The sequence below is a fragment of the Candidatus Hepatoplasma crinochetorum Av genome (genome assembly GCF_000582535.1).
In the GTDB taxonomy this organism is placed as follows: Bacteria; Bacillota_I; Bacilli_A; order Mycoplasmatales; family Hepatoplasmataceae; genus Hepatoplasma; species Hepatoplasma crinochetorum.
In genome coordinates, this window is sequence record NZ_CP006932.1 from 469,641 (window position 1) to 491,726 (window position 22,086).

Annotated in this window: 20 protein-coding genes; 1 reads left to right on the forward strand and 19 read right to left on the reverse strand. The window is 21.8% G+C overall.

From position 1 onward, the window contains the following. Window positions 1–3: 3 nt before the first annotated feature. From whiA to X271_RS02250, 19 genes are read right to left on the reverse strand one after another with little or no spacing between them, the layout of a single operon-like run. Complete coding sequence (gene whiA / locus X271_RS02165) at window positions 4–879, reverse strand: DNA-binding protein WhiA (RefSeq protein WP_158380603.1); 876 nt, start codon at window positions 877–879, stop codon at window positions 4–6. 1 nt (window position 880) lies between these two features. Then, window positions 881–1,807: an NAD(P)/FAD-dependent oxidoreductase gene (locus X271_RS02170; protein ID WP_025208835.1), complete on the reverse strand. Its 927-nt coding sequence runs from the start codon at window positions 1,805–1,807 to the stop codon at window positions 881–883. A 30-nt stretch (window positions 1,808–1,837) separates the two neighbouring features. Then, window positions 1,838–2,830: a prolipoprotein diacylglyceryl transferase gene (gene lgt, locus X271_RS02175; protein WP_025208836.1), complete on the reverse strand. Its 993-nt coding sequence runs from the start codon at window positions 2,828–2,830 to the stop codon at window positions 1,838–1,840. A 15-nt stretch (window positions 2,831–2,845) separates the two neighbouring features. Further along, window positions 2,846–3,772 carry a hypothetical protein gene (locus tag X271_RS03190; protein WP_025208837.1) on the reverse strand — a complete coding sequence of 309 codons (927 nt, stop codon included), beginning with the start codon at window positions 3,770–3,772 and terminating at the stop codon, window positions 2,846–2,848. Window positions 3,773–3,817: 45 nt separating this feature from the next. Further along, window positions 3,818–4,999 (reverse strand): tRNA uracil 4-sulfurtransferase ThiI, encoded by a 1,182-nt coding sequence (gene thiI / locus X271_RS02185; RefSeq protein ID WP_025208838.1) that lies wholly within the window; start codon window positions 4,997–4,999, stop codon window positions 3,818–3,820. A gap of 25 nt (window positions 5,000–5,024) precedes the next feature. Next, a complete protein-coding gene (locus tag X271_RS02190) occupies window positions 5,025–6,644 on the reverse strand; it encodes a hypothetical protein (RefSeq protein WP_025208839.1) in 1,620 nt (539 codons plus the stop codon). 21 nt (window positions 6,645–6,665) lie between these two features. Continuing rightward, the gene (locus tag X271_RS02195) at window positions 6,666–9,203 is read right to left on the reverse strand and encodes a DNA topoisomerase (ATP-hydrolyzing) (RefSeq protein WP_025208840.1); all 2,538 of its coding nucleotides are present in this window, start codon (window positions 9,201–9,203) and stop codon (window positions 6,666–6,668) included. Continuing rightward, window positions 9,193–11,112 carry a DNA gyrase/topoisomerase IV subunit B gene (locus X271_RS02200; RefSeq protein ID WP_025208841.1) on the reverse strand — a complete coding sequence of 640 codons (1,920 nt, stop codon included), beginning with the start codon at window positions 11,110–11,112 and terminating at the stop codon, window positions 9,193–9,195. The genes X271_RS02195 and X271_RS02200 overlap by 11 nt, the downstream gene beginning before the upstream one ends. Before the next feature lie 15 nt (window positions 11,113–11,127). Then, window positions 11,128–11,622 carry a hypothetical protein gene (locus X271_RS02205; RefSeq protein ID WP_025208842.1) on the reverse strand — a complete coding sequence of 165 codons (495 nt, stop codon included), beginning with the start codon at window positions 11,620–11,622 and terminating at the stop codon, window positions 11,128–11,130. A 2-nt stretch (window positions 11,623–11,624) separates the two neighbouring features. Continuing rightward, window positions 11,625–11,864 carry a YneF family protein gene (locus X271_RS02210; protein WP_025208843.1) on the reverse strand — a complete coding sequence of 80 codons (240 nt, stop codon included), beginning with the start codon at window positions 11,862–11,864 and terminating at the stop codon, window positions 11,625–11,627. 3 nt (window positions 11,865–11,867) lie between these two features. After that, window positions 11,868–12,350: a hypothetical protein gene (locus X271_RS02215; RefSeq protein WP_128824178.1), complete on the reverse strand. Its 483-nt coding sequence runs from the start codon at window positions 12,348–12,350 to the stop codon at window positions 11,868–11,870. 3 nt (window positions 12,351–12,353) lie between these two features. Next, a complete protein-coding gene (locus tag X271_RS03195) occupies window positions 12,354–13,373 on the reverse strand; it encodes a patatin-like phospholipase family protein (protein WP_128571651.1) in 1,020 nt (339 codons plus the stop codon). Window positions 13,374–13,388: 15 nt separating this feature from the next. Beyond that, a complete protein-coding gene (gene aspS / locus X271_RS02220; RefSeq protein ID WP_128571652.1) occupies window positions 13,389–15,092 on the reverse strand; it encodes an aspartate--tRNA ligase in 1,704 nt (567 codons plus the stop codon). A 17-nt stretch (window positions 15,093–15,109) separates the two neighbouring features. Beyond that, on the reverse strand, window positions 15,110–15,670 hold the full coding sequence (locus X271_RS02225; protein WP_025208845.1) for a DJ-1/PfpI family protein: 561 nt from the start codon (window positions 15,668–15,670) through the stop codon (window positions 15,110–15,112). Beyond that, on the reverse strand, window positions 15,663–15,857 hold the full coding sequence (locus tag X271_RS02230; protein WP_025208846.1) for a hypothetical protein: 195 nt from the start codon (window positions 15,855–15,857) through the stop codon (window positions 15,663–15,665). Before X271_RS02230 ends, X271_RS02225 begins: the two co-directional genes overlap by 8 nt. Window positions 15,858–15,870: 13 nt before the next feature. Continuing rightward, the gene (locus X271_RS02235; RefSeq protein ID WP_128824179.1) at window positions 15,871–16,182 is read right to left on the reverse strand and encodes a hypothetical protein; all 312 of its coding nucleotides are present in this window, start codon (window positions 16,180–16,182) and stop codon (window positions 15,871–15,873) included. 24 nt (window positions 16,183–16,206) lie between these two features. After that, window positions 16,207–17,460, reverse strand: a complete 1,254-nt coding sequence (hisS, locus tag X271_RS02240; RefSeq protein ID WP_038462447.1) for a histidine--tRNA ligase — start codon at window positions 17,458–17,460, stop codon at window positions 16,207–16,209. 1 nt (window position 17,461) lies between these two features. Continuing rightward, a complete protein-coding gene (locus X271_RS02245) occupies window positions 17,462–20,524 on the reverse strand; it encodes an ABC transporter ATP-binding protein (RefSeq protein ID WP_025208849.1) in 3,063 nt (1,020 codons plus the stop codon). Window positions 20,525–20,576: 52 nt separating this feature from the next. Beyond that, window positions 20,577–21,530: an L-lactate dehydrogenase gene (locus X271_RS02250; RefSeq protein ID WP_025208850.1), complete on the reverse strand. Its 954-nt coding sequence runs from the start codon at window positions 21,528–21,530 to the stop codon at window positions 20,577–20,579. 131 nt (window positions 21,531–21,661) lie between these two features. On the opposite strand from X271_RS02250, the gene X271_RS02255 reads away from it, so the two are divergent. Continuing rightward, window positions 21,662–22,084 carry a hypothetical protein gene (locus tag X271_RS02255; protein WP_025208851.1) on the forward strand — a complete coding sequence of 141 codons (423 nt, stop codon included), beginning with the start codon at window positions 21,662–21,664 and terminating at the stop codon, window positions 22,082–22,084. Window positions 22,085–22,086: the final 2 nt, after the last annotated feature.

Sequence of the window (22,086 nt, forward strand, 5' to 3'; positions counted from 1 at the left end):
TTTTTACTTTTCTATTATTTGAATCATCTTGTTTAATCAATTATAAATAGTGCTTTTTGAGATATTTTTTTGATATTTCAAAAAAAAATGATATTTGAGATCTTCCAGTGATGAATTCTTTTTTTCCATTCTTAATTTTGCTAAATTAATTTGTTCTTTTGTTAATTCTCTTAGATATTTTGGTTCATTTAATATTATTGAAATTGCTTCGATTTCTTTTTTTGCATTTTTATTAATTTTTGCTTGATTGAATTTTTCAATTACCTCCGCTCGTTTTAAATTAAGATTCATATCTTGAATAATGCGATTCTCTTCAAAATCAATTAATGAATCAGTTGCTTTAATATATTTTAAAAAATCAGAGATATAAATTGCTCTTTTAATATAAAAACAATTTATATCCTTAATTTTAATATAATTAAATTTAAAATTTAATTTATTATTTATTTTAATAAATAATTTACAAATTCTATTATTTTTTAATCTAATTTCAAGGTAATTATTTTTTGTACTAAAATTAGTAATTGAACCTTTTGCTAAAAAGGCTCCTGCTATTAATGCTTTATTTAATTCTTGATTTTTATATATTTCTTCTTCAATTTTTAAAAATTTATTTTTAATTGAAAATAAAAATTCACTACTTAAAAAAAATATTTTTTTCTCCTGGTCAATTTTTAAATCTAGCTCTTTTTTATTTATATTTTTCAAATATTGCATAAAAAATAAAAAAATTTTTTCATTTTTTATTTTAATATAATAAATCTCATTTTTCAATTTATAAGAAAGTAGAAAAAAAACAATACAAAATATAACATCTTGTTCTTTTTCATTTCAATTATTATTTAATATTTCATTTTTAATTCGTTCTGAAAAATTCATTTTATAATCTATCAATATATTTTTTTGCAGAAAGTGCTGCATTTGTTCCATCAGAAATAGCTCCACTTACTTGATGAAATTCTTTATTTGTAATATCTCCTGCAGCAAATATTCCATCTATTCCTATTTTTCCAGTTTTATAATCAACTGTAATAAAATTATCTTTATTTAAAATTGCAGATTTTTGTAAAAACTTACTTGCTGGTATTCAACCAATATATGTAAATACTCCTTCTACTGAAATTTCTTCTATTTTATTTGTTAATTTATTCTTGATTGTAATTGAAGAAATTTTTTTACCATCACCATTTATTTTAATTAATTCTGAATTAAATTTTAAATGAATATTTTTTGCCTTTTCAATATTTTTTTTAATACTATCAACAACATCTAACTTATCAAATAAATTAATAATATAAATATTTTTTACGATTTTAGAAGCGAATAAACTTTCTTCTGATGCAGAAGTTCCTCCTCCAATTACAGCGATATCTTTATTACGATAAAAATCACCATCACAAACAATACAAGTAGAAATACCTTTTCCAAAATAAGTTTTATATTCTTCAAGTGGTAATTTTTTCGGATTCATTCCCATTGCAAAAATTATTGTCTTTGTTTGATATTTTTTATCAGATTTTAAAATTACTATTTTTTCCTTTTTACTAATATTGTTAATTTTTATTACTTCATCATTTTCAATTTTTGCCCCCAATGATTCAGCATGATCAATAAATTTAAGGGCTAATTCTGTTCCTGTAAGGGATTTAAAACCAGGATAATTATCAACCTTATGTGTATTCAATAATTTTCCTCCAGGAGCACCTTTTTCGATAATTATTGTTTTTAAATTTGCTCGAGCCCCATAAATTGCAGCTGCAAGACCTGCAGGTCCACCTCCAACAATCAATAAATCTATTTTTTCCATATATCTTTTCCTTAAATAATTTTCAAAATCTTATTTTTGATATTTTTTCACTATTTCCAGATATTCTTGTTCTGGATATAATTTCTTAAAATTATTATAATTTAAATTATTATTTCTAATTAAATTTTTATATTTTTCCTTATTTTTTAAATTAAAAATTAGAAAAAATTTTAATTTAAAATTTTTTATTTTTACTTCGTAATAAAATTTCCCATATGTATGATTAAAAATGGCAATTTTTTCAAAATATAATTGATAATAAATCATTAAAAATATACCTCAAAAAAGAAATAAAAATGATAAAACGAATGAAGTAGGAATTTCTCCTATTTTCATAATATATTTATCATCTCTTAATAATTCAAGACTTGCCCTTATCGTTCCATATCAAAATAAATAAAATCCTCCATGAAAACCCGGTTTAATTTTATGATTTGTTTTAAGAAAAAAGGCAATTATAATTCAACCAAGAAAATCTAAAATTGCTTCATATAAAAATAATGGTTGTCGATAATATCCATCAATTAGCATATGATCTTCAATAAAATCAGGAAGAAAAGCTAATTGATCTGTTATTTGGCCATAAACATTTTGATCGAAGAAATTACCCCATCTACCGATTGCTTGTCCAATTAAAATGTTTGGAATTATTATTGAAAAAGCTTTTCTAAATTCAATATAGCTTGCAAAATAAGTTGTATAGATATAGAGCCAAATAAAAATTGCAAAAATTGATCCTAAAATTGATCTTCCTTCTGAAAATTGAAATAAAGAAATAAATCCATTAAAATCTTTTGGATTAAATAATAAATATCATCATCTTGCCCCAAAAATGGCAACTATTACACCTACAAAAAATAAAAGAAAAAGATCAAATGTTTTGTATTTCTTTTTTTTTCATTCAATATAACTAATGATAAAAACAGCAATAAAACCAAATAAAAGCATCAATCCGTATCAAGGAATTGGAATTGGACCTATTCAAAAAGCGATTGCAAAATCTGAATTAGCTTCTTGGATCAATTTTATTATTTAAACTTATTTATTTTCTTCATTATTAATTTTAATTCGTGAACTTAAATCTTCAAGCGGAAAATATTTATCATATTTTCTTTGTTTGAAATTCATTACTGCAATTTCGACAAGTTCAGCAATATTACGACCAACTAAAATAGGTAATTGAATTATTGGAATATTTACACCTTTTATTAGTTTGTTTGAAATATTATTTCCTAATCGATCATAATTTTCTTTTTTTGATGAATTTGTAAAATTAATAATAAAATCTATTTTTGATTCTGGTTTAATGATTTGTGTTCCTAAAAGCTTTTTAATATTTATGATTCCAATTCCTCTTACTTCTAAAAATTCTCTTGTGATTCTTGGACTTTTTCCATAAAGTTCACCAGAAACACGATAAACATCAATTGCATCATCACCTACAAATAAATGTTTTCTACTAATTAATTCAAGCGCAACTTCACTCTTTCCAATTCCGCTTTCTCCTGTAAGTAAAATCCCCATACCATAAACAATAAGCATAGTAGCATGAATTCTTTCTGGATTTTGTGTTGATTTTACAAGATAAGGTTCAATTGAAGCTCTTATTTCAGCAGATGGTTGTGTTGTTTTTAAAATTATGAAACCAATTGATCTTAAAATTTCAAGAATCTTAAGATCAATTTCTTTTATATTTAAAATAATTAATTTATTATTTTTAAAAATATTTTTAATTCCTAAAATAAATTTTTTTTCACCTAAATAATCAAAAATTTCATTAACTTTAGAATCTAAAATAATTAATTTATTTTTTGCATCTGAAATTAATAAAATTTCTAAATTTCCTGAAGTTGTTCCAGTTGCAATAAATTGATAATCTTCTAATTGATTTTTTTTAAGTAAATCGGAATTATCAATTTGTAAATCAAATTTTTTAATAATTTTTTTTAAACTTATTTTGCGCATAAATAAATTATACAATTATATTTCAACTTTTTTAAATCAGAAAAATTATTGTAATCTTATTTTTCTTACATATCTTAAATAAATATCTTCGATTATTTTTTGATAATCTTTAATTTGATTTTCAAAATAAATTACTTTTTCTAATGTTGGTTTTGTTTTTGGATTTTTAGGAGTAAAAAGAGAACACATGTCATCACCCTTTTGAATTGAAATTTGATATGTCTCAATCTCTTTTGCTTTTTTAATAATTTCTTCTTTTGAAAGACAAATTAAAGGTCTTGCTGTAAAAATATCAGTTGCTCTATCAATTACTGATAAAGATTCTAGAGTTTGGCTAGAAACCTGTCCTAATGAATCACCTGTTACTATTAATTTTTTTTCTTCTTTATTTGCAAGAAAATCTGCAAATTTAAAAAAACCTCTTCTAAGTAAAATTGTCCGATACTCTACTGCTTTTAATTTTGCAATAGCACTTTGCATATCCTCAAAATTAACAAGATAAAGATAATGATCTTTTCCATTAAATTTGTTTATTTTTTCTGATAATAATTTTATTTTATCTAGTACTTCTTTAGTAGAGGTTTTTGAAGTAAGAAAAGTAATGAAACTAAGATTTATTCCTCTACAAATTGTAAGATAACCAGCAACAGGAGAATCTATCCCTCCCGAAAGCATTAATAATCCTTCTCCATTTATTCCTGCTGGTAATCCTATAATTCCATAATCCTTTTTGAAACTCATATAATATTTTTTTTCTTGTGTAAAAATAATTTCAAAATTATAATCATATTCTTTTAAATTAACTGAAATATTTTTATTAAGATTAAAAATTTCTTTTGCAACAAAAATCACTGCTTCTTGATTAGATGAAAATATTTCTTTTGCAAATTTTGAATTTCTAATTGTAACTCTAAATTTAAAAGATTTGTTTGTCTTTTTTATAATATGTTTTAGATCATTAATTATATTTTCTTTTGTAATTGAATTTGAATAAATAACAGAAAAAGAATGAATACCAATAATATTTTTTAAAATTTTTAAAATTTCTTCTTGATCACTATCAATAAAATCAATTAATAAATGATCATATTTTTTTGTAAAATTAATATTTGAAAAATTTGCTTTTTTAAATTTATTTTTAATGTTATCAATTAATCAATTAATAAATTGATTACGGTTTTTACCTTTTAATGTTAGTTCTGAATATTTAATTAAAATTGTTTTCACTTTTTAAAATCTTTATGTGTAAATTTTATATTACAATTGTTCTATAAATAACTTTTAGAGCTTCAATTAAATTATCATTTTGATAATAATTTTCAATTTTATTTTCTATAAAAGAAATTTTTTGATTTGAATGATATTTATTTAATGATGAAATTATCTCATTTAAATATAAAATTAAAAAAGTATCGCGAAAAATTTTTTGATAAAAAATAGTTAATTCATTTTCCAATTTTAAATATTTTTCTTTTATTTCAAAGCTTTTTAAAATTTTAGTTTCTGAAAAAAATGATTGAAGATTTTCTTTTATTTTAATTATTTTATCTTTATATTTTTTCTGATATTTATCAGGAATCTGATAATATAAATTTTCAATATTTATAAAAATAAAGTTTAAATTATTAAATTTTTTTATAAGTTTATTTTCTTTTTCAATACTATCTTTTGCAAAAAATATTTGTTGATATTTTTTAAGATAACTAGAAATTAAAATCAATTGATCTACTTTTTTTATGATTATTTTTCTATGTAATATATTTTCATCTTGATATTTTTTATATACATCAAATTTATCAATAATTTCTTTTTTTAGATAATTAAGATAAGAAATCTTTAATTTATCATCATTTGTGAAATTAGAAAATTTGTATTTTATTAAATTATCAAAATTATCAATATTCCTCATAAATCAAAATAAATTTTTTTCTTCTCTTAAAATAAATTCAATTTGATTAAAAAAAGTTTGATAATCAAAAAACATTAAATTTAATTTATCCAAAATTTTTTGATTTATTTTTCTAGCATATAAAAAATTTAAATTAAAAAGATGTATTTTTAATTTTGCAAAATCATACTTAATATCTTTAATTTTTGTTTGTAAATTTTTATAATATTTTTTTATAAATTGACTATTTTCATTAATTAACTGTTTTATCTTTGTTTTAATATTTAAATAAAATGAGTCTATTTTGCTTTTAATTTTTAAATAAAAAACAAAATCATTATTTAATTCTAAAATTTCTGAATTAATTTTTTTTATTTTATTTATAAAATCATCAAGATCATTTTTTTCTTCTTTTATTTTTATTATTTTATATTCAATCTTGTTAATTCTTTCTAAATATTTTCCTTGTAATAAATCCTTTTGAAATTCTGAAATTTTTACTAAATTAATAAATTTTTTGAATAATTGATCTAATTCAAAAATTAAATTTTCTTTGATTTCATTAATTAAATTATATTCATTAATTTTAAATTTGATTTTAGCATAAGTTATTTTATAATCAAATTGTAATTTATCAATTTCTTTTAATCTATTTTTAAATTTATTTTTAGAAAAATAAAATTTTAAGAGATTCTCTTTTTCAAGTGATACATAACAAATTTTTAATTTATTTAAAGTAACATAAATTAAATTTTTAATTGTATCATCAATATCATTTAATATTTCTTCTTGCAAAAATTCATTTTTATTTTTAAAATAATTAAATAATTGATCTAATTCTTTTATTTTATATCTAATTAAATCTTTGTAATATAGATCTAATGTTCTTTTTCGATTTAATCTTGAAATAGAAGAAAAATATAAAAAACTTATTATTAAAAATAAGATTACAATCAATAAAAGAAAAATTGCTAATATTTCCATAATTACTTTACTTTACATTTTTTATAATTCTTTAATTATTTTATCAATATCCAAATCACTTAATTTTAATTGTTTTTTAGAAATTAAATGCTTTTGCAATTTTGCTAAATTAATATAAGGATCATCTTGTATTAATTTTATCTTTTTATCTTTAAATTTAGAAAATCCACTCATAAAATCTGATAAAATAATTTCATTAAATTCTTGAAATTGTTGAATTTTCTTATCACTATACATTATATAAATATTTTTTTCAAAATCAGATTGACATACACCAACTAATTTATCTTGATATGCTTTTACTTGTTTCAAAATTAAATTTCCTCTTAAATTTCTCTTAGTAATTTTAAGATCTTTACCTCTTATTCTTTTCCCTTTTCCCATTTTTGTAAAAATAGCAAATTTTGTTTTTCCTTCGTTTAATTCCTTTTGATCAATAATAAAAGAATTTAGAACAAAATCTGAAGGTAACAAATTAATATTTTTTACCCCTATTGCATTAAGACCAATTACATTTAAAGAATTTAAATCATAATGTAAATAATAACCTTTTTCTGTAAAAGAAATTACAGAATATTTATTATTTTTTTCGATAAATTGAATTGAACAAACATCATCATTTTTTTCTAATTTAATAAATTTTTGCCCACCTTTAGAAACATCGAAATTCAAATTTCTAATTTTTGTTTGTTTAATCATTCCTTTTTTTGTTGCTATTATAAAATTTAAATCTAATTTTGTAATATCTTCTTTTGAAATAATAAAAGAAATAATCATTTCTTTTCCACTAAGAGAAATATATTTTGATAAATGATCTCCAATTTCTTTATATCTATATTGATTAATCTTATAAATTGGAACTTTATAAAATTTCCCATTAGAAGTAAATAAAAATAAATTACTTAAATTAGAAACTTTATTTGCTTTTCTTAATGGGATATCTCCATCGAGAAAAGCAAATAAATCGTTTTCTAAATTATCTTTTGTTTTTGAATTAACAATTTTTATATATCCTTTACGAGTAAGACATAAATAATAATCTTCTTCAATTATTAATTCTTCTTCATTTATTGAGATTTCTTCAATTTGGTCTTTTATAATACTTTTTCTTTTATCTTTAAATTGATCTTTTATTTTGTTTAAATCAGAAATTATAATTGCAGATAAATAATCCTTATTCGCCAAAGCTTTTTGGTAATGTGAAATTAAAGTTAATAACATTTTATGTTCTTTAATTAATTGATTAATATCTGTTGAAGTTAATCTATATAAACGTAAATTAACTACAGCCTCTGCTTGATAATCATTAAATTTATATTTTTGAATTAAATTATTTTTTGCTTCTTCTTTATTTAAAGATTCTCTAATAATTTTTATTACAAAATCAATAGTTTCACTTATTTTAACTAAAGCTTGAATTACAGATAATCTTTTTTGATTTTTTTCTAATTCATATCTAAATAAATTCTTATATAAAAAAAATTGAAATTCTTTAAAATCATCAATTATATTAATTAAAGTAACAAGTTGTGGTTTTTTATCTTTAATTACAACCATATTAATATAATAATTTTTTCGTAAATCCGTATTTTTTAAAAGAAAATTAATAATTGCATGATGATCTACATTTTTTCTTGTATTTAAAGTAATTTGTAATCCATTCCGATCACTATCATCGCGAATACTTATTAATCCCGGAACTTTATTTAAATTGATCAATTGATCAATTTTCCTTACAAGATCAGATTTATTTACTTCAAAAGGAATTTCATTAATTATAATTTCATTATTTTTTGAATCAGAAACAATATTTGCTTTAATTACAATTTTTCCTTTTCCTGTACGATAAGCTTCTTTAATTCCTAATTTTGACTCAATTATTCCTCCTGTAGGAAAATCAGGACCTTTTATAATTTTTGATAAATTAGAAATTGAATAATTATCATTTTTAAAAGCAAAAATTAAAGCATTAATTACTTCTGTAAAATTATGAGGAGGAATATTTGTTGAATAACCGGACGCAATTCCGATTGCTCCATTTATTAATAAATTTGGAATTTTTGCAGGTAAAATAACAGGCTCTAATTCTGAGTCATCAAAATTAGTTGTAAAAGGAACTATTTTTTTTTCAATATTTTGTAAAAGAAATGAACTAAATTTAGAAAGTCTTGTTTCAGTATATCGCATTGCTGCTGCTGAATCACCATCAATTGATCCATTATTTCCGTGCATATCAATTAAAGGAATTGAAGATTTTCATTCTTGAGACATTCTAATAAGTGCTTCATAAACAGATGTGTCACCATGCGGATGATATTTACCTATTACATCCCCAACAATTCTAGCTGATTTTTTATAACTAGATTCATAATTTAATTTTAATTGATTCATTGCGTAAAGAATTCTTCTTTGCACAGGTTTTAATCCATCTCTTAAATCAGGAAGAGCTCTTTCTTGAATAATATATTTTGAGTAATCACCAAATTTTTCTCCAATTAATTTATCTAAATTTTGTGGAATTATTTTTGAATTTTGAACAAATTCTTTTTTATTTTTCATTTAAAAATGAATCCTCCAAACCAAATTCAACATTATCTTCAATTCATCTTCTTCTAGCTTCGATATCTTGTCCCATCAAAATTTCAATTATTTTCTGTGCACTTTCTGTATTCTTTACTTGAATCAAAGTTCTTGTTTTAGGATTCATTGTTGTTTCTCACAATTGTTCATAGTTCATTTCTCCTAATCCTTTATATCTTTGAATTTCATAATTTGTTTGATTATTTGTTCTCTCTTTTAATTCATTTATTGATCAAGCATAAGTAAATGTCTTATTTTTTTTATCAGTTATTTTAAATAAAGGAGGAAGAGCAATATATATTCTTTTTTGATTAATCATTTCCTGCATAAAATTATAAAAAAAGGTAAGTAAGAGAGCTTGAATATGTGCACCATCAGTATCAGCATCAGTCATTATAATAATCTTTCCATAATTTGCTTTTTTAATTTCAAAATTACCAGAAAATCCTGCTCCTATTGCATTTATAATTGTAGATAATTCTTCATTTTCAATGATAGCTCGTAAACTAGCTTTTTCTGTATTAATAATTTTCCCTTTTAATGGTAAAATTGCTTGAATTTTGCGATTTCTTCCCATTTTTGCACTACCACCAGCAGAATCTCCTTCTACAATGAATAATTCTTTTTCAAGTGGATTTTTTGATTGTGCTGGAACCAATTTTCCTGCAAAAGATTTTTTTGCTTTTACATTCAATTCACGTGTTGCTTGTCTTGCTCTTTTTGCTGCATCACGTGCTTTTTTTGTTGCATAAGCAAATTTAATTATTTCAATAGCTTCTTTTTTATTTCTATAAAGATAATCTTTTATTTCTTGATAAACTTTTTTTTCAAAAAAATTACGAGCAAATTGTGAAGATAATTTTGTTTTAGTTTGTCCCTCAAATTGAACTAATGATTCAATAAGATAAATTGAAATTGCACAATATATTCCTTCTCTTACATCTTGCCCATCTAAACTTTTACCATTTTGTTGTAATTTCTGTTCCACCGCATATTCATTTATTGCTTTAGTAAGAGCTACTTTGAATCCTGTTTCATGTGAACCACCATCTAAAGTGCGAATATTATTTACATAAGAAAAAATATTTTCATATATTGATTTTGTATAGCAAAAAGAAATTCTTACCAAAATCTTTGTTTCATCTCTTAAATTAAAATTAATTATATTTGTTATTTTAGATTCATTTTTTGTTAATTGCTCAAGAAAAGATTTTAAGCCATCGGGATAATGAAATAAATATTTATTCTCATTTTTTAAATCATAATATTCAATTTTTAATTTTGGATTTAAATATGAAATCTCTTTTATTCTTTCTAAAATTTCATGAGAACTAAAATTTATTGTTGAAAAGATATTTTTATCTGCTTTAAATTCAATTTCTGTTCCCGTTTGATTAGTATTTCCTAAAATTTTTAATTCACTTACTTTTCGTCCCCCGTTTTTAAATTCAATTTGATATTCTTTATGATCTTTTCAAGTTTTTACAATCAAATATTCAGAAAGTGCATTTACTACTGAAGCACCAACTCCATGTAGTCCTCCTGAAATAAAATATCCAGAATTTTTTCCTCCAAATTTACCACCAGCATGTAATACAGTAAAAATTGTTTCAATTGTTGGTTTTTTTGTCTTAGGATGAATATCTATAGGAATTCCTCTTCCATCATCTCTTATAATAAGAGAATTATTTTTAGTAAGAGTTATCTTGATTTTAGTTGCAAATCCAGCAAGATGTTCATCTACTGAATTATCAATAATTTCCCGAAATAGTTGATGTAATCCTTTTGATCTTGTATCACCTATATACATTCCTGGACGTTTACGTACAGCATCTAAATTTTCAATTACTTCGATTGAATTAGCATTATAGTCTTTTATTTTTTCCATATTTTATAAAGCATATTAAACAAATTTTAATAATTTTGAATCATAAAAAGATTTATTTATTAAAATTAAAAAGGCGTTGAAATTTCTAACTCTTGTTTTTAAAAGAGAATCTTTTAAATTAAGATAAAAATTTAATAATTTATATTCATTATCTATAGTAAATTGATTACTATTTTTATAATCAAAATACGCATCTAAAAAAATTTCAAATTCTTTTTTATAAGTAAAATTTTTATTATAAAAATTAAAGACATTAATAATAAAAAGAGCTTTATTATTAATGTCTAGATCTAAAATTTCTTTTGCAATTAGATCAGAAAAATTTTCTTTTATACTTATATTTTCTGAAATTTGATAAATATAATATTCAAAAAAATGATTATTAAATTTTTCCTTTTTGATTGTAAGATTTATTAATTTTGTAATAAAAGAAAATTTATAAAAATAATCTTGCTTTTTTAATCATTTTTTAAAATTTTTATCTTTTTTATAATTACTTAAATTATTCATAATTATTTTCGTTTTTTATATGTTTGCTTATTTTTCCCTTTTAAAGCATTCATTGTATTACGAATTTGTGCTTCAGAGGGTTTTCTTCCCATTGATTGAAACATTGCTCGTATCTGTTGTTCTGATATTGGTGGATTTTTTTTAATTTGTCTTTCAATTAATTTTTTTGTAAAATAAAATGTAAAAAATATAGTAATTGGAAATAAACAAATAAAAACAATTGCAGTAATTTCTCAAGCCATAATTTATTTTTCCTTTTTATTATTATTAGATTTTTGTGATTTCTCTTTTTCTCTTTTAATTTGCTCTTTTAATTCTTGTTGTTCTTTTTTAAGTTGAATTTTCAATTCTTTACGTTCTTCTTTTGTTTGTATTTTTTGCTCTTTCTTAGTTGATTTTAATTGAATTTTGCTTTCCAAATTTTTAACATTTTTTTGATAATTAATCTTTTCTTTTTGTATTGCTAAAAGATCTTGTGCTGATTGTGCTTGTTGTTCTTTTTCTTGTAATTGACTTTTAAATTCAACATTTTCAATTACTGCTCCTCTTTGCACTTTTGGTTTATTTTTATCAAAAATTGATTTTGTTTTTGCTTTTCAATTTTTAGTTTTATTGTTTAATTTTGGACCATATATTTGTCAACGAGCGAAAATAATAATTAAAATTAAAAGGAAAATTATTCCTAAAAAGAACATATGCAACAATAAATACTGTGCTCATAATTCCATGAGTTAATTATACATTTTTTCAATCCCTTTATAATATTTTGTATTTTTACTAAGTCTTATAAAATCAACTAAACTTTCTTTATTTTTCATTCAATAAAGCTTTGAATAATCAATAAAATTTTGATCAATATAACTAACTTTTGTATTTGGGATTTTTTGTTCAGGAGAATAGCGAAAATAACGTTCTTTAAGTAAAATTGAAGCACAAAAATTATCAAAATTTTGATTTACAAGCAAAGAAGAAGAAAAAAGAGATGAAAATTGATTATTTTTGAAACTATCAAAATTAATCATTTTTTTAATTTCAAACTCTAAATTTTCTACAAATGTTTGTCCAAATGAAAGAACTTCAATATCTTCAATTTTAATATCCAAATCACCCAATGCAAGAATTATTCCAACCATTGCTGGGTTATTTGATCATATTCCTCCATCAGCAAAATAATCTTCTGCAAATGAAGATTTGATTGGTTCAAAATAAAAAGGAGCTGCGCATGAAGCATATATTGCATTGCGAACTAATTCTTTACGATTTTGTTTGTTTATACTTGAAAAATTTTTTGAAGCAAAAATTACAGGTTTTCCATTAGTTACATTAGAAGCACAAAAAACAAAAAATTTATTTACTTTTTTTTCAAAATCATCAAAATTAAGATCTCCTAATTCTTCTGATAGTGATTTTTTTAATTCTTCTGAATCAAATTGTGGAAAAAATGGTTTTCGTGTTTGCGAAAGAATATCTAATCTTTTTGAAAAAATACGATTAGGAATCTGTTCATATTCTTTATAATATTTTTCAATATCTAATTTAAGTAAAATTAAAAGAGCAATTATTGATCCTGTTGATGTACCTACAATCATATCAAAATAATCATAAAGATCAATTTGATATTCATCCATAAGTCCCTTAATCGCTTTTAATGTAAAAAAACCTTTTACTCCTCCTCCATCAATTGAAAGAATACGGAATTTTTTTGCATTTTTGATATTTTTTTTTGCAATTTCATAATTATTTTCATTCATTTTAATTTCCCTTTTTTATTCTATTTTAGTTGGTCCACCCATCATTTCATCTGTTCCTTTAGAAGATTTTGGAAATGCTATTATTTCTTTAATACTATCAATTTTTAACATAATTGCAATTAATCTATCAAGCCCTAAGGCTATTCCTCCATGAGTAGGAATTCCATATTTTTGTGCTTCCAATAAGAAAGCAAAATCATTTTCAATTTCTTTCTTTTTAAGATTTAAAATTTCGAAAATTCTTTTCTGAATTATTGGATCAATTATCCTTAAAGCTCCTCCACCAATTTCTATACCATTTAAAACAATATCATAAGCTTCAGAATTTAATTTTAATAATTCTTCTTTTTCATTTATCTTTAAATTTCAAAAAAGATCAAAATCATCTTTTTTAAAATTTGTAAATGGATTATGCATTGAACCTAATTTTAGATCTTTTAATAATTCGAATAAAGGAAAATCTTCAACTCAAACAAAATTAAATTGATTTTGATCAAATAATTTATTATCAATTGCTATCTTAATTCTTAATTTTCCTATAATTTCTTTTGCTTTTAAATCCTTATCTTTAATTAAAATTAATGAAAATTGCTTACTATTTTTCAAATTTTGCTTTTGTAAGAAAATAAAATTAAGAATTTTCTGATGATTTATGTTTTTTAAATTAGTATTAATTAATTTATTTTCTTTAAAAGCAAGAAAGCTAAAATCACTTTTTGCTTTAATTTTTAAAAGGTAATTTTTGATTTTTGATTCACTTAAAATAAAAGGAAAATAAATTCCAATTAGAGATTGATCATTTTGCAAAGAAATATTTAAATCTTTTTTTAATAAATTAAAATTATAAATTTTTTCTGGATATCTTAAATCTGGTTTATCAATTCCATAATTATCAATTGCTTCTTGATATTTTAAAGTTTGAAATGGTTTTTTTACTTTAATTTTTAATAATTTATCAAACAAATTAACTAAAAGATTTTCAATTATTTCTTTTATTTCTTCTTTTGTTGTAAATGATTTTTCAAGATCTAATTGTGTAAATTCTAATTGTCGATCTTTTCTTAAATCTTCATCGCGATAACATCTTGCAATTTGATAATACTTTTCTATTCCTCCATACATAAGTAATTGTTTATAAATTTGAGGAGATTGAACTAATCCATATTGATAACCAGGATGATTTTTTGATAAAACTCTAAATTCACTTGCACCACCAAAAGTTAATTTTGTAATTGTTGGTGTTTCAATTTCCAAGAAATCTAGTTTATCAAAATAGGTGCGAATTAATTTATTAAAATTAGAACGGAATTTTAATATGTTGTAAACATTATTTCTTCTAATATCAAGATATCGATAACGCATCCTTAATGGTTCTAAGCCATCTGTTTGATCAGCAATTATAAAAGGTAATGTTTTTGCTTTTGAGATTATATTTAAATTATCAGCAATTATCTCAATTGTTCCTGTTTTTAAATTTTTATTAATATTTTTTCGTTTATTTAAAACTCCCTCTACTAAAATTACATCTTCTTTTGTAAGATTTTTTGCAATTTTATAAATATCTTCTGTTTTATTAGTAACAACAACTTGAATGATTTTTCCTGAATTTCGTAAGTCAAAAAAAATTAAATCACCAAGTTTACGAATTTTATCAATTCAACCTGTCAATTTAATCTTTTTATTTATATCTTTTTCTGTAAGATTAAAATTATTATTCATAATAATAATTATATTTTTTAATTAAAAAATTTTACTAATTGATCAGCAAATTTAATTGCTGTACGAAAATCAAGTCCAGTCATAATATTACCATCAATTACAATTGAACATTCTTGATCTGCTTTACAATTTAAATTTTTTATTCTTGCGCCATTTGCAATTAAAATACTTTGATATTTTTTAGCTGGATAACAAATAGCATATTTTTCTTTTAAATATCCACGATTTGCAAGTAAAATAGGTGCTGCACAAATTGCTGCAACCTTTTTGTTTTTTTTAACAAAATGTTCAAGAATTTTTGAAGTATATTCAGATTTATCAAGTCTTGAAACATTTGCATCTCCTCCCGGAATCATTAAATAATTAAAATCATTTAGCTTTGCAATTATTGATTGTAATGTTTCTTTTACTAATACATTAAGACCAGATGCAGAAGTAACATAATTTTTATTGTCTTCTAATAAATAAGCAACCTCAACATTAAATCCTCATCTTTTGAGAATATCAAAAGATGCTGTAAATTCTAAATCTTCATAACCATTGGCTACAATTATTAAAACATTATTATTTTTACTCATTTTTGTCCTTCATATCAAAATTATTATCAAGATATTTTTTTTCATCTTCTTTTAATTGTTTACGATCATGTCTTTTAATAATAAAGGCGAATAGTAAATAAAAAAATATAAAGATTAACAAAAAAACAGAAAGTGCAATCATTACATATGCAGCAGCACCAATTTGATAATTTTTCTTCATTTTCATTATTTTGTAATTTTTATTGTTCTCTTTGTTCTTTTTGAAGTTTTTGAATTTTCTTAACTTCATCAGGTGTTAATTTCATTGATGCATTTACTAAATTTGCATGAAACTTAATAATTTCATCTTCTGCTTTTTTAAGTTCTTCTTCAGTTTGATCTTTTGGATTTACAGAAAAAACACGATAATAAGATTCATCATAATTCATTAAAATTTTTACTTCAAATTTCTTTAAATCCGCACGAATTTCTCTTATTTGCTCATAATTAAAAATTTGAGCAGCAATCTCAACATCACCCTTCGCAAGCAATATTAAAGAATTTTTAGACATAAATATTCTTCTAAAGTTTTCCATTTATATTTTGTCGATTGATATTTCCTTTTCTTTTTTTGATTTTATATCTTTCAATATAATTTTATTATTTTTTATTTCATTTCCAACAATTATCGCAAAATCAAAATTATTTTTAATTGATCAAAGTAATTTTTTATTAAATTTTTGTTTATTGTAATTTATATAAACATTTTTATTTTTATTTCTTAAATATTGTCCTAATTTATAACCTTTTTCATAATATTCTTCTGAAATAGGTAATATTACATAATATAATTCTTTTGAATAATTTTTTTCAATATAATCATTTGCAATTAACATTAATCTTTCAATTCCTAATGCAAATCCAATTGCTTTTGCATCTTTTGTATGATCTAAATTATTCAGAAGAGAATCATATCTTCCTCCACCAATAATTGTTGCTTGTGCTCCCAATATATTATTCTTATCACCAACAAACTCAAATACTAAATTATTATAATAATCAAGTCCTCTTACTAAAAAGGGATTTATTTTATAATTTATTTTTTTTTCTTCTAAAAATTTAATAATTAAATTTAAATCATCTTTTTCTTCTTTTTTTAAATAATCTATAATTTTAGGAGCATCTTTTAATAATAAAAGATCATTTTGATCTTTTGTATCTAAAATTCTTAAAACATTATTTTCAAATCTAATTTTTGAATCATTTGATAACTCAGCTTTTTTTGTTTGCAAATAATTTTTTAAATCTTTAATATAATTTTTTCTTGTTTGTAATGAGCCTATTGAATTTATTTCTAAATGGTAATTTTTGATTTTAAATTTTTCTAAAATAGTAATTGCTAAATCTAAAATTTCATAGTCTGAATAAATTGAAGAAGAATTTATAAATTCAACACCAAATTGTAAAAACTCTCTTTGTCTTCCTTTTTGGGGTCTCTCATATCGGAACATATTTTCAAAATAAAAAAATCTTAAATCATTTTGTTTATTTTCTAATAATTTATTTTCTAAAATTAAACGCATAGTTGATGCTGTTCCTTCTGGTTTAAGAACAATCTTACGATTTTTTCGATCCGAAATTTGATACATTTCCTTATTTACAATATCTGTATCATTTCCAACAGTTTTTTGAAATAAACTCTGATACTCTAAAGTTGGAAGTTTAATTGGTTTAAAATAATAATTTTTTGCAATTTCTCTTAATTTATTATTTACAAATTCTAATTTTAAAGCTTCTTCAAAATAATAATCTCTTGTTCCTTTAATTTTTTGGTAAACTATTTTATTCATATTAATCATTAATCCCTTCAATTATTTCCTCAATTACAACATCTTCTTGTTTTGCTAAAATTTGATCACGTTCTTTTCTTCTATTTTTATTTTCTTTAAATCTTCGTTCTAATTTGTTTACAATTGTTGGATAAACAAAAATTGTCGAAATAAGTGAAATAATTGTAAATATTATCGTATATACAAAAATAATTAAACTTATTTTCCCTAGTATAATCATTGCAAAAATTGAAAGTAAAAAGTTTAAGATAAACAATAAAAATATTACTAGTAAAAAATGATCTTTAAATTTATATTCTTGTTCTTCTGTTTTTTTAAGAATTAAAAATTTTGCAAAAAAACTCATAAAAATTGAAAGCAATATTGCAAAAATAATCATATTTGCAAAAGGCGTAAAAATAAGTAATGTAAATGTAATAGCAAATAAAACTTCTAGAATAACTGTTATTAAACTAGAAATTGTAACAGCAAAGCGATACATAATTACTCCAAAGAAAAAAAATGATATTAAAATTAAAAGAATTGCTAAAAAAATATTTAAAGTTTGATAATTTAATGTTGTATCTTTTAAATTATTCACAGAATAATCTAGAAGATTTAAATCATTAAAATATATTGTAGGAGCTAAAATAATTCCTTCTTGTTGATTTAAGTTACTAGAATTATTATCATAACTATCCTTATAATAAGTTCTTCAATCATCATTTGCTATTGAAAGTGAGGAAGTAGGGATTAATTGATAATAATATTGATAATCGTAATAAATAGGAGAATTTTGCAATTGTCCATAATAAGCATATTTTAAATTATATTGTTCATCTGCTGTATTATAAATATTTTGATAAAGATCATTGTTTATTGCAAGAAACATTTCTTCTGTAATTTCTGTGCTAGAATAAATGGCAATACCATATGTAAATTGATAATCATAATGAACAATTGTACTTTCTTCATTTTCATCTGGCTTATATGTATTTTGATAAATAAGTTTATCATAACGAATAATTTGATAATGATTAACATTTACATTATTTTCTTCGAAAATATCAATAATATCATCAATATTTTCTTTTAATTCATTAATATGATCTTTTTGATTTTGTGGATCTTGCAAACGTTCAATAGATGTTAATTCATCATTATCTTGATAACTTGCATATGTATCTTTTGTTGAAGTTTGATAGGTTTTTACAATATCATATCGATAATAGGAGTCATTTAAAAATCTTGTATTAACACCACTACCATTTTTATAATGATTTAATGTAAAAGCTGCTCCAAATAAAATTGAACTTATCATTGTTAAAATAAATAAAACTTTAAATGAGTTTGTATTTTTTTGTACTTTAATTAATTTTTTATCATTATAAAATTTATTATTTTTAAAAATTCTTTCTTCGTTTATTCCAATAAAATAATTTCATATTTTGTTTTCTTTTGTAAAATTAATATCTGTAAAATTTGTAATAGAATCAATCAAAAATATTATAAGAGGTAAAATTAAATAATTAATAATTAAAAAGTAAAATATTGCAAATACTAAGAAATAAACAAATAATTGAACACTAATTGGTAATAAAATTCCACCAATCAAAAAAGAAATTAAAATAACAAAAATTGAAGGTAAAAAGGCAATTGAAAATTCTTGCATTACTTTTTTATATTTCGTTTTGTGATTTCATAATTTATTATCAATTTTCTTATATCTTTGTAATAAATAAAATGTAAATAAACTAGAAATTAAAACAATAATAAAAAGAGCAGCAATTAAAGCAAATGAAATTGGAAGAGCAAATAAGTAAATGAAATAAGCAAACAATAATCCAAATAATAAATTATTAGATGAAGCTATAACTCCTAATAAACCAAATCAAATAAAAAAGAAAAAAGCAACTAAAATCACAAAAGTAATAAAAAGTCAAAAAATTCATCCCAAATCCTTAATTGAATTATTTTGATAAATTAAATTATAATTTTCTATTTCTAAATCAAAATATTGTTCTGTATTGGAAAAATTAATTCTTTCTACAATATTATTTGCTTTTGCAACAGTAAAATCACCAGTAATTGCAAAATAATCATTATATACACTAGAAGAATTATTTTGAATTTGACCAATTGTAACAAAATAAGGTTCAGCAATTTTTTTTGTTAATTCTTGTGTTGGATTTCCTTCTGAATCTTTATGAGTATAAGTATAAACATTCTCTTGTGGTTGCTCTCCTGTTGGATCATAATCTGAAGGAACATAATCGAATATCCCTTGATCTGTTCCCTCGAGTAAGATATTTTCTAATTGACTATAATCAAATCAAATTGTTCAATAAATAGCATTAGGATCACTAGATAAACCCGAAGCAGCTTGCTCTTCATATCAACTTAAAGCATCACGAAAAATTGCTGAATCTTTTGGATAAATTTTAATATAAGGATTACCTTGTGAATAATCTACTTCTGCTTTTGCAATTAAATTACCTTGAGAATTTGTTGCTTCTAAATTATTTTCATAAGATGATACATCTTCCGAATTAGTAATTGGAGGTTCTACAAATTGTTGTCCATCAGGAAATAATAATTCACCATTATAACTTCTAAATTCAAGATAACTTTGATTTATAAGTGTTGCTTGTAAATAAATTATTTCTTCTAATAATGCAATTTGTGCATCATCAGAAAAAGGTTTATCTACTAATTCATCACCATAATTTCCATTTTTTATAGATGTAATTGGCATATTTATTAAAATAGTATCATCATCAACAACATAAACTTCACTATTATAATAATCTTTATTTTGTTCTAATTGATCATTAAAATAATTTGCTAATTTGTAAATCTCTTTTTCTTGATTAACATCTACACTTTTTCAGTCTACCCCAATTTCAAATTGATAATAATTTTTAAAATTACTACTAACTTGATAATGATTTGGATTACTGTAATTTAACAAACCAAAAACAGAACCAACAAGAATTAAAAGAAAAAAGAAAAAAGAAAAAAATATAGTAATTATTTTTCTTTTTTCTTTTTGATCTTTATTTCTGCTTTTTGATTCACTTTTCACGATTATAAATTAAAATTATTAATCAAATAATAATATATTTATTATTATAAATCTATTTTATTGCAGCTAATGCTTTTTTAGTTGTCTCTTTCAAAATAGAAACAGATTTTTTAAATTGTAATAATTCTTCCTTTGATAATGGAAATTGATATGTACAAACAATTCCATTTCTACCAATAACTGAAGGAACCCCAGCATAAACACCTTTTTCTCCATATTCTCCGTTTAATAAAGAACCTGTAGAAAAGATTTTTCTTTCATCGCGAATAATAGATTGAGAAATTTCTGCTAACACAGCACCAATTCCATAAAAAGTTGCTCTTTTTCTATTAATTATTTCATAAGCTTTCATATAAACTTTTTTATGAATTTCTGCTTTTTTACTAGCATCTATTTTTTTATCAGCATAATGATCTTTTAATGGAATCCCATTTAAAGTTGCAAATTCAAGTGTTGATACTGATGAATCTCCATGTTCACCCATTACAAACATATTTAAATCCTTAGGATTTACATTGAATATTTTTGAGAATTCAAATTTTAATCTGTTTGTATCTAATGTACATGAAGAAGAAATAACTTTTTTAGAATCAAAATTAGTAACATATTGATAAACGGTTGTCATTACATCAACAGGATTTGATGCGATTAATGTTATTCCATCAAATTTTGCTTTTTTTACTTCTAATGCAATTTGTTTCATTATTTTTGCATTATCAGCAACCATTTCTAAACGTGTTTCTCCTGGTTTTTGTGGACGCCCTGCCGTAATAACAACAAGATCAGCATCTTTTAAAAGACTATAATCTCCACTCTTTACAGAAAAAAATGATGGAGCTGAAGGAGAAGCATCTTCGAAATCTAGTTCTTGTCCTTTTGCCGCATCTTTATTTACATCAATTATTGCATATTCATCCGCTACACCTTTAGACATTGCTCAATAAAGAAACGATGTCCCTACTGCACCAGCACCAATTAAAACAATTTTGTTTGTTGTTTTCTTCATAAATAAATCTTTTAATTTTCTCCTTATTTAATAATCTAAAATTAATATTACAAATATATTTTAAAACAAATAGGCAAATAAATATAATTTATTATTAAAAGATATAATTTTAAAAATAATGATTTATTATAATGGCTTTTAAAAAAATTCATAACAACAAAACAAGATATTATTTTTTTGTAAAAAATAAAAATACAGAAATATATTTAACAAGAATTATAAATTTTACTGATTATAAAAATAATTTAATTAAGATTAAGGAATTCCCTCCAAATTTTGGCTATTTTATTTTTAATCCAAAGGGATTTAATTCTTTTTTAATAAATGAAAAATTAGATATTATTTTTACAGATTGAGATAATCATATTTTCCATTTAGAAAAAAACTTTAAAACAAATAGTTTTACAAAGGGTTTTAAAAATGCTAAATTTCTTTATATTCTTCCACAAAAAACAATTGATAATTTTAATATAAATTTAAATGATATTATTACACATCGTAGGATGAGTAATAAAAAATGAAGAAAAATTGAATTTAGAAAAATTAGCTACTAATA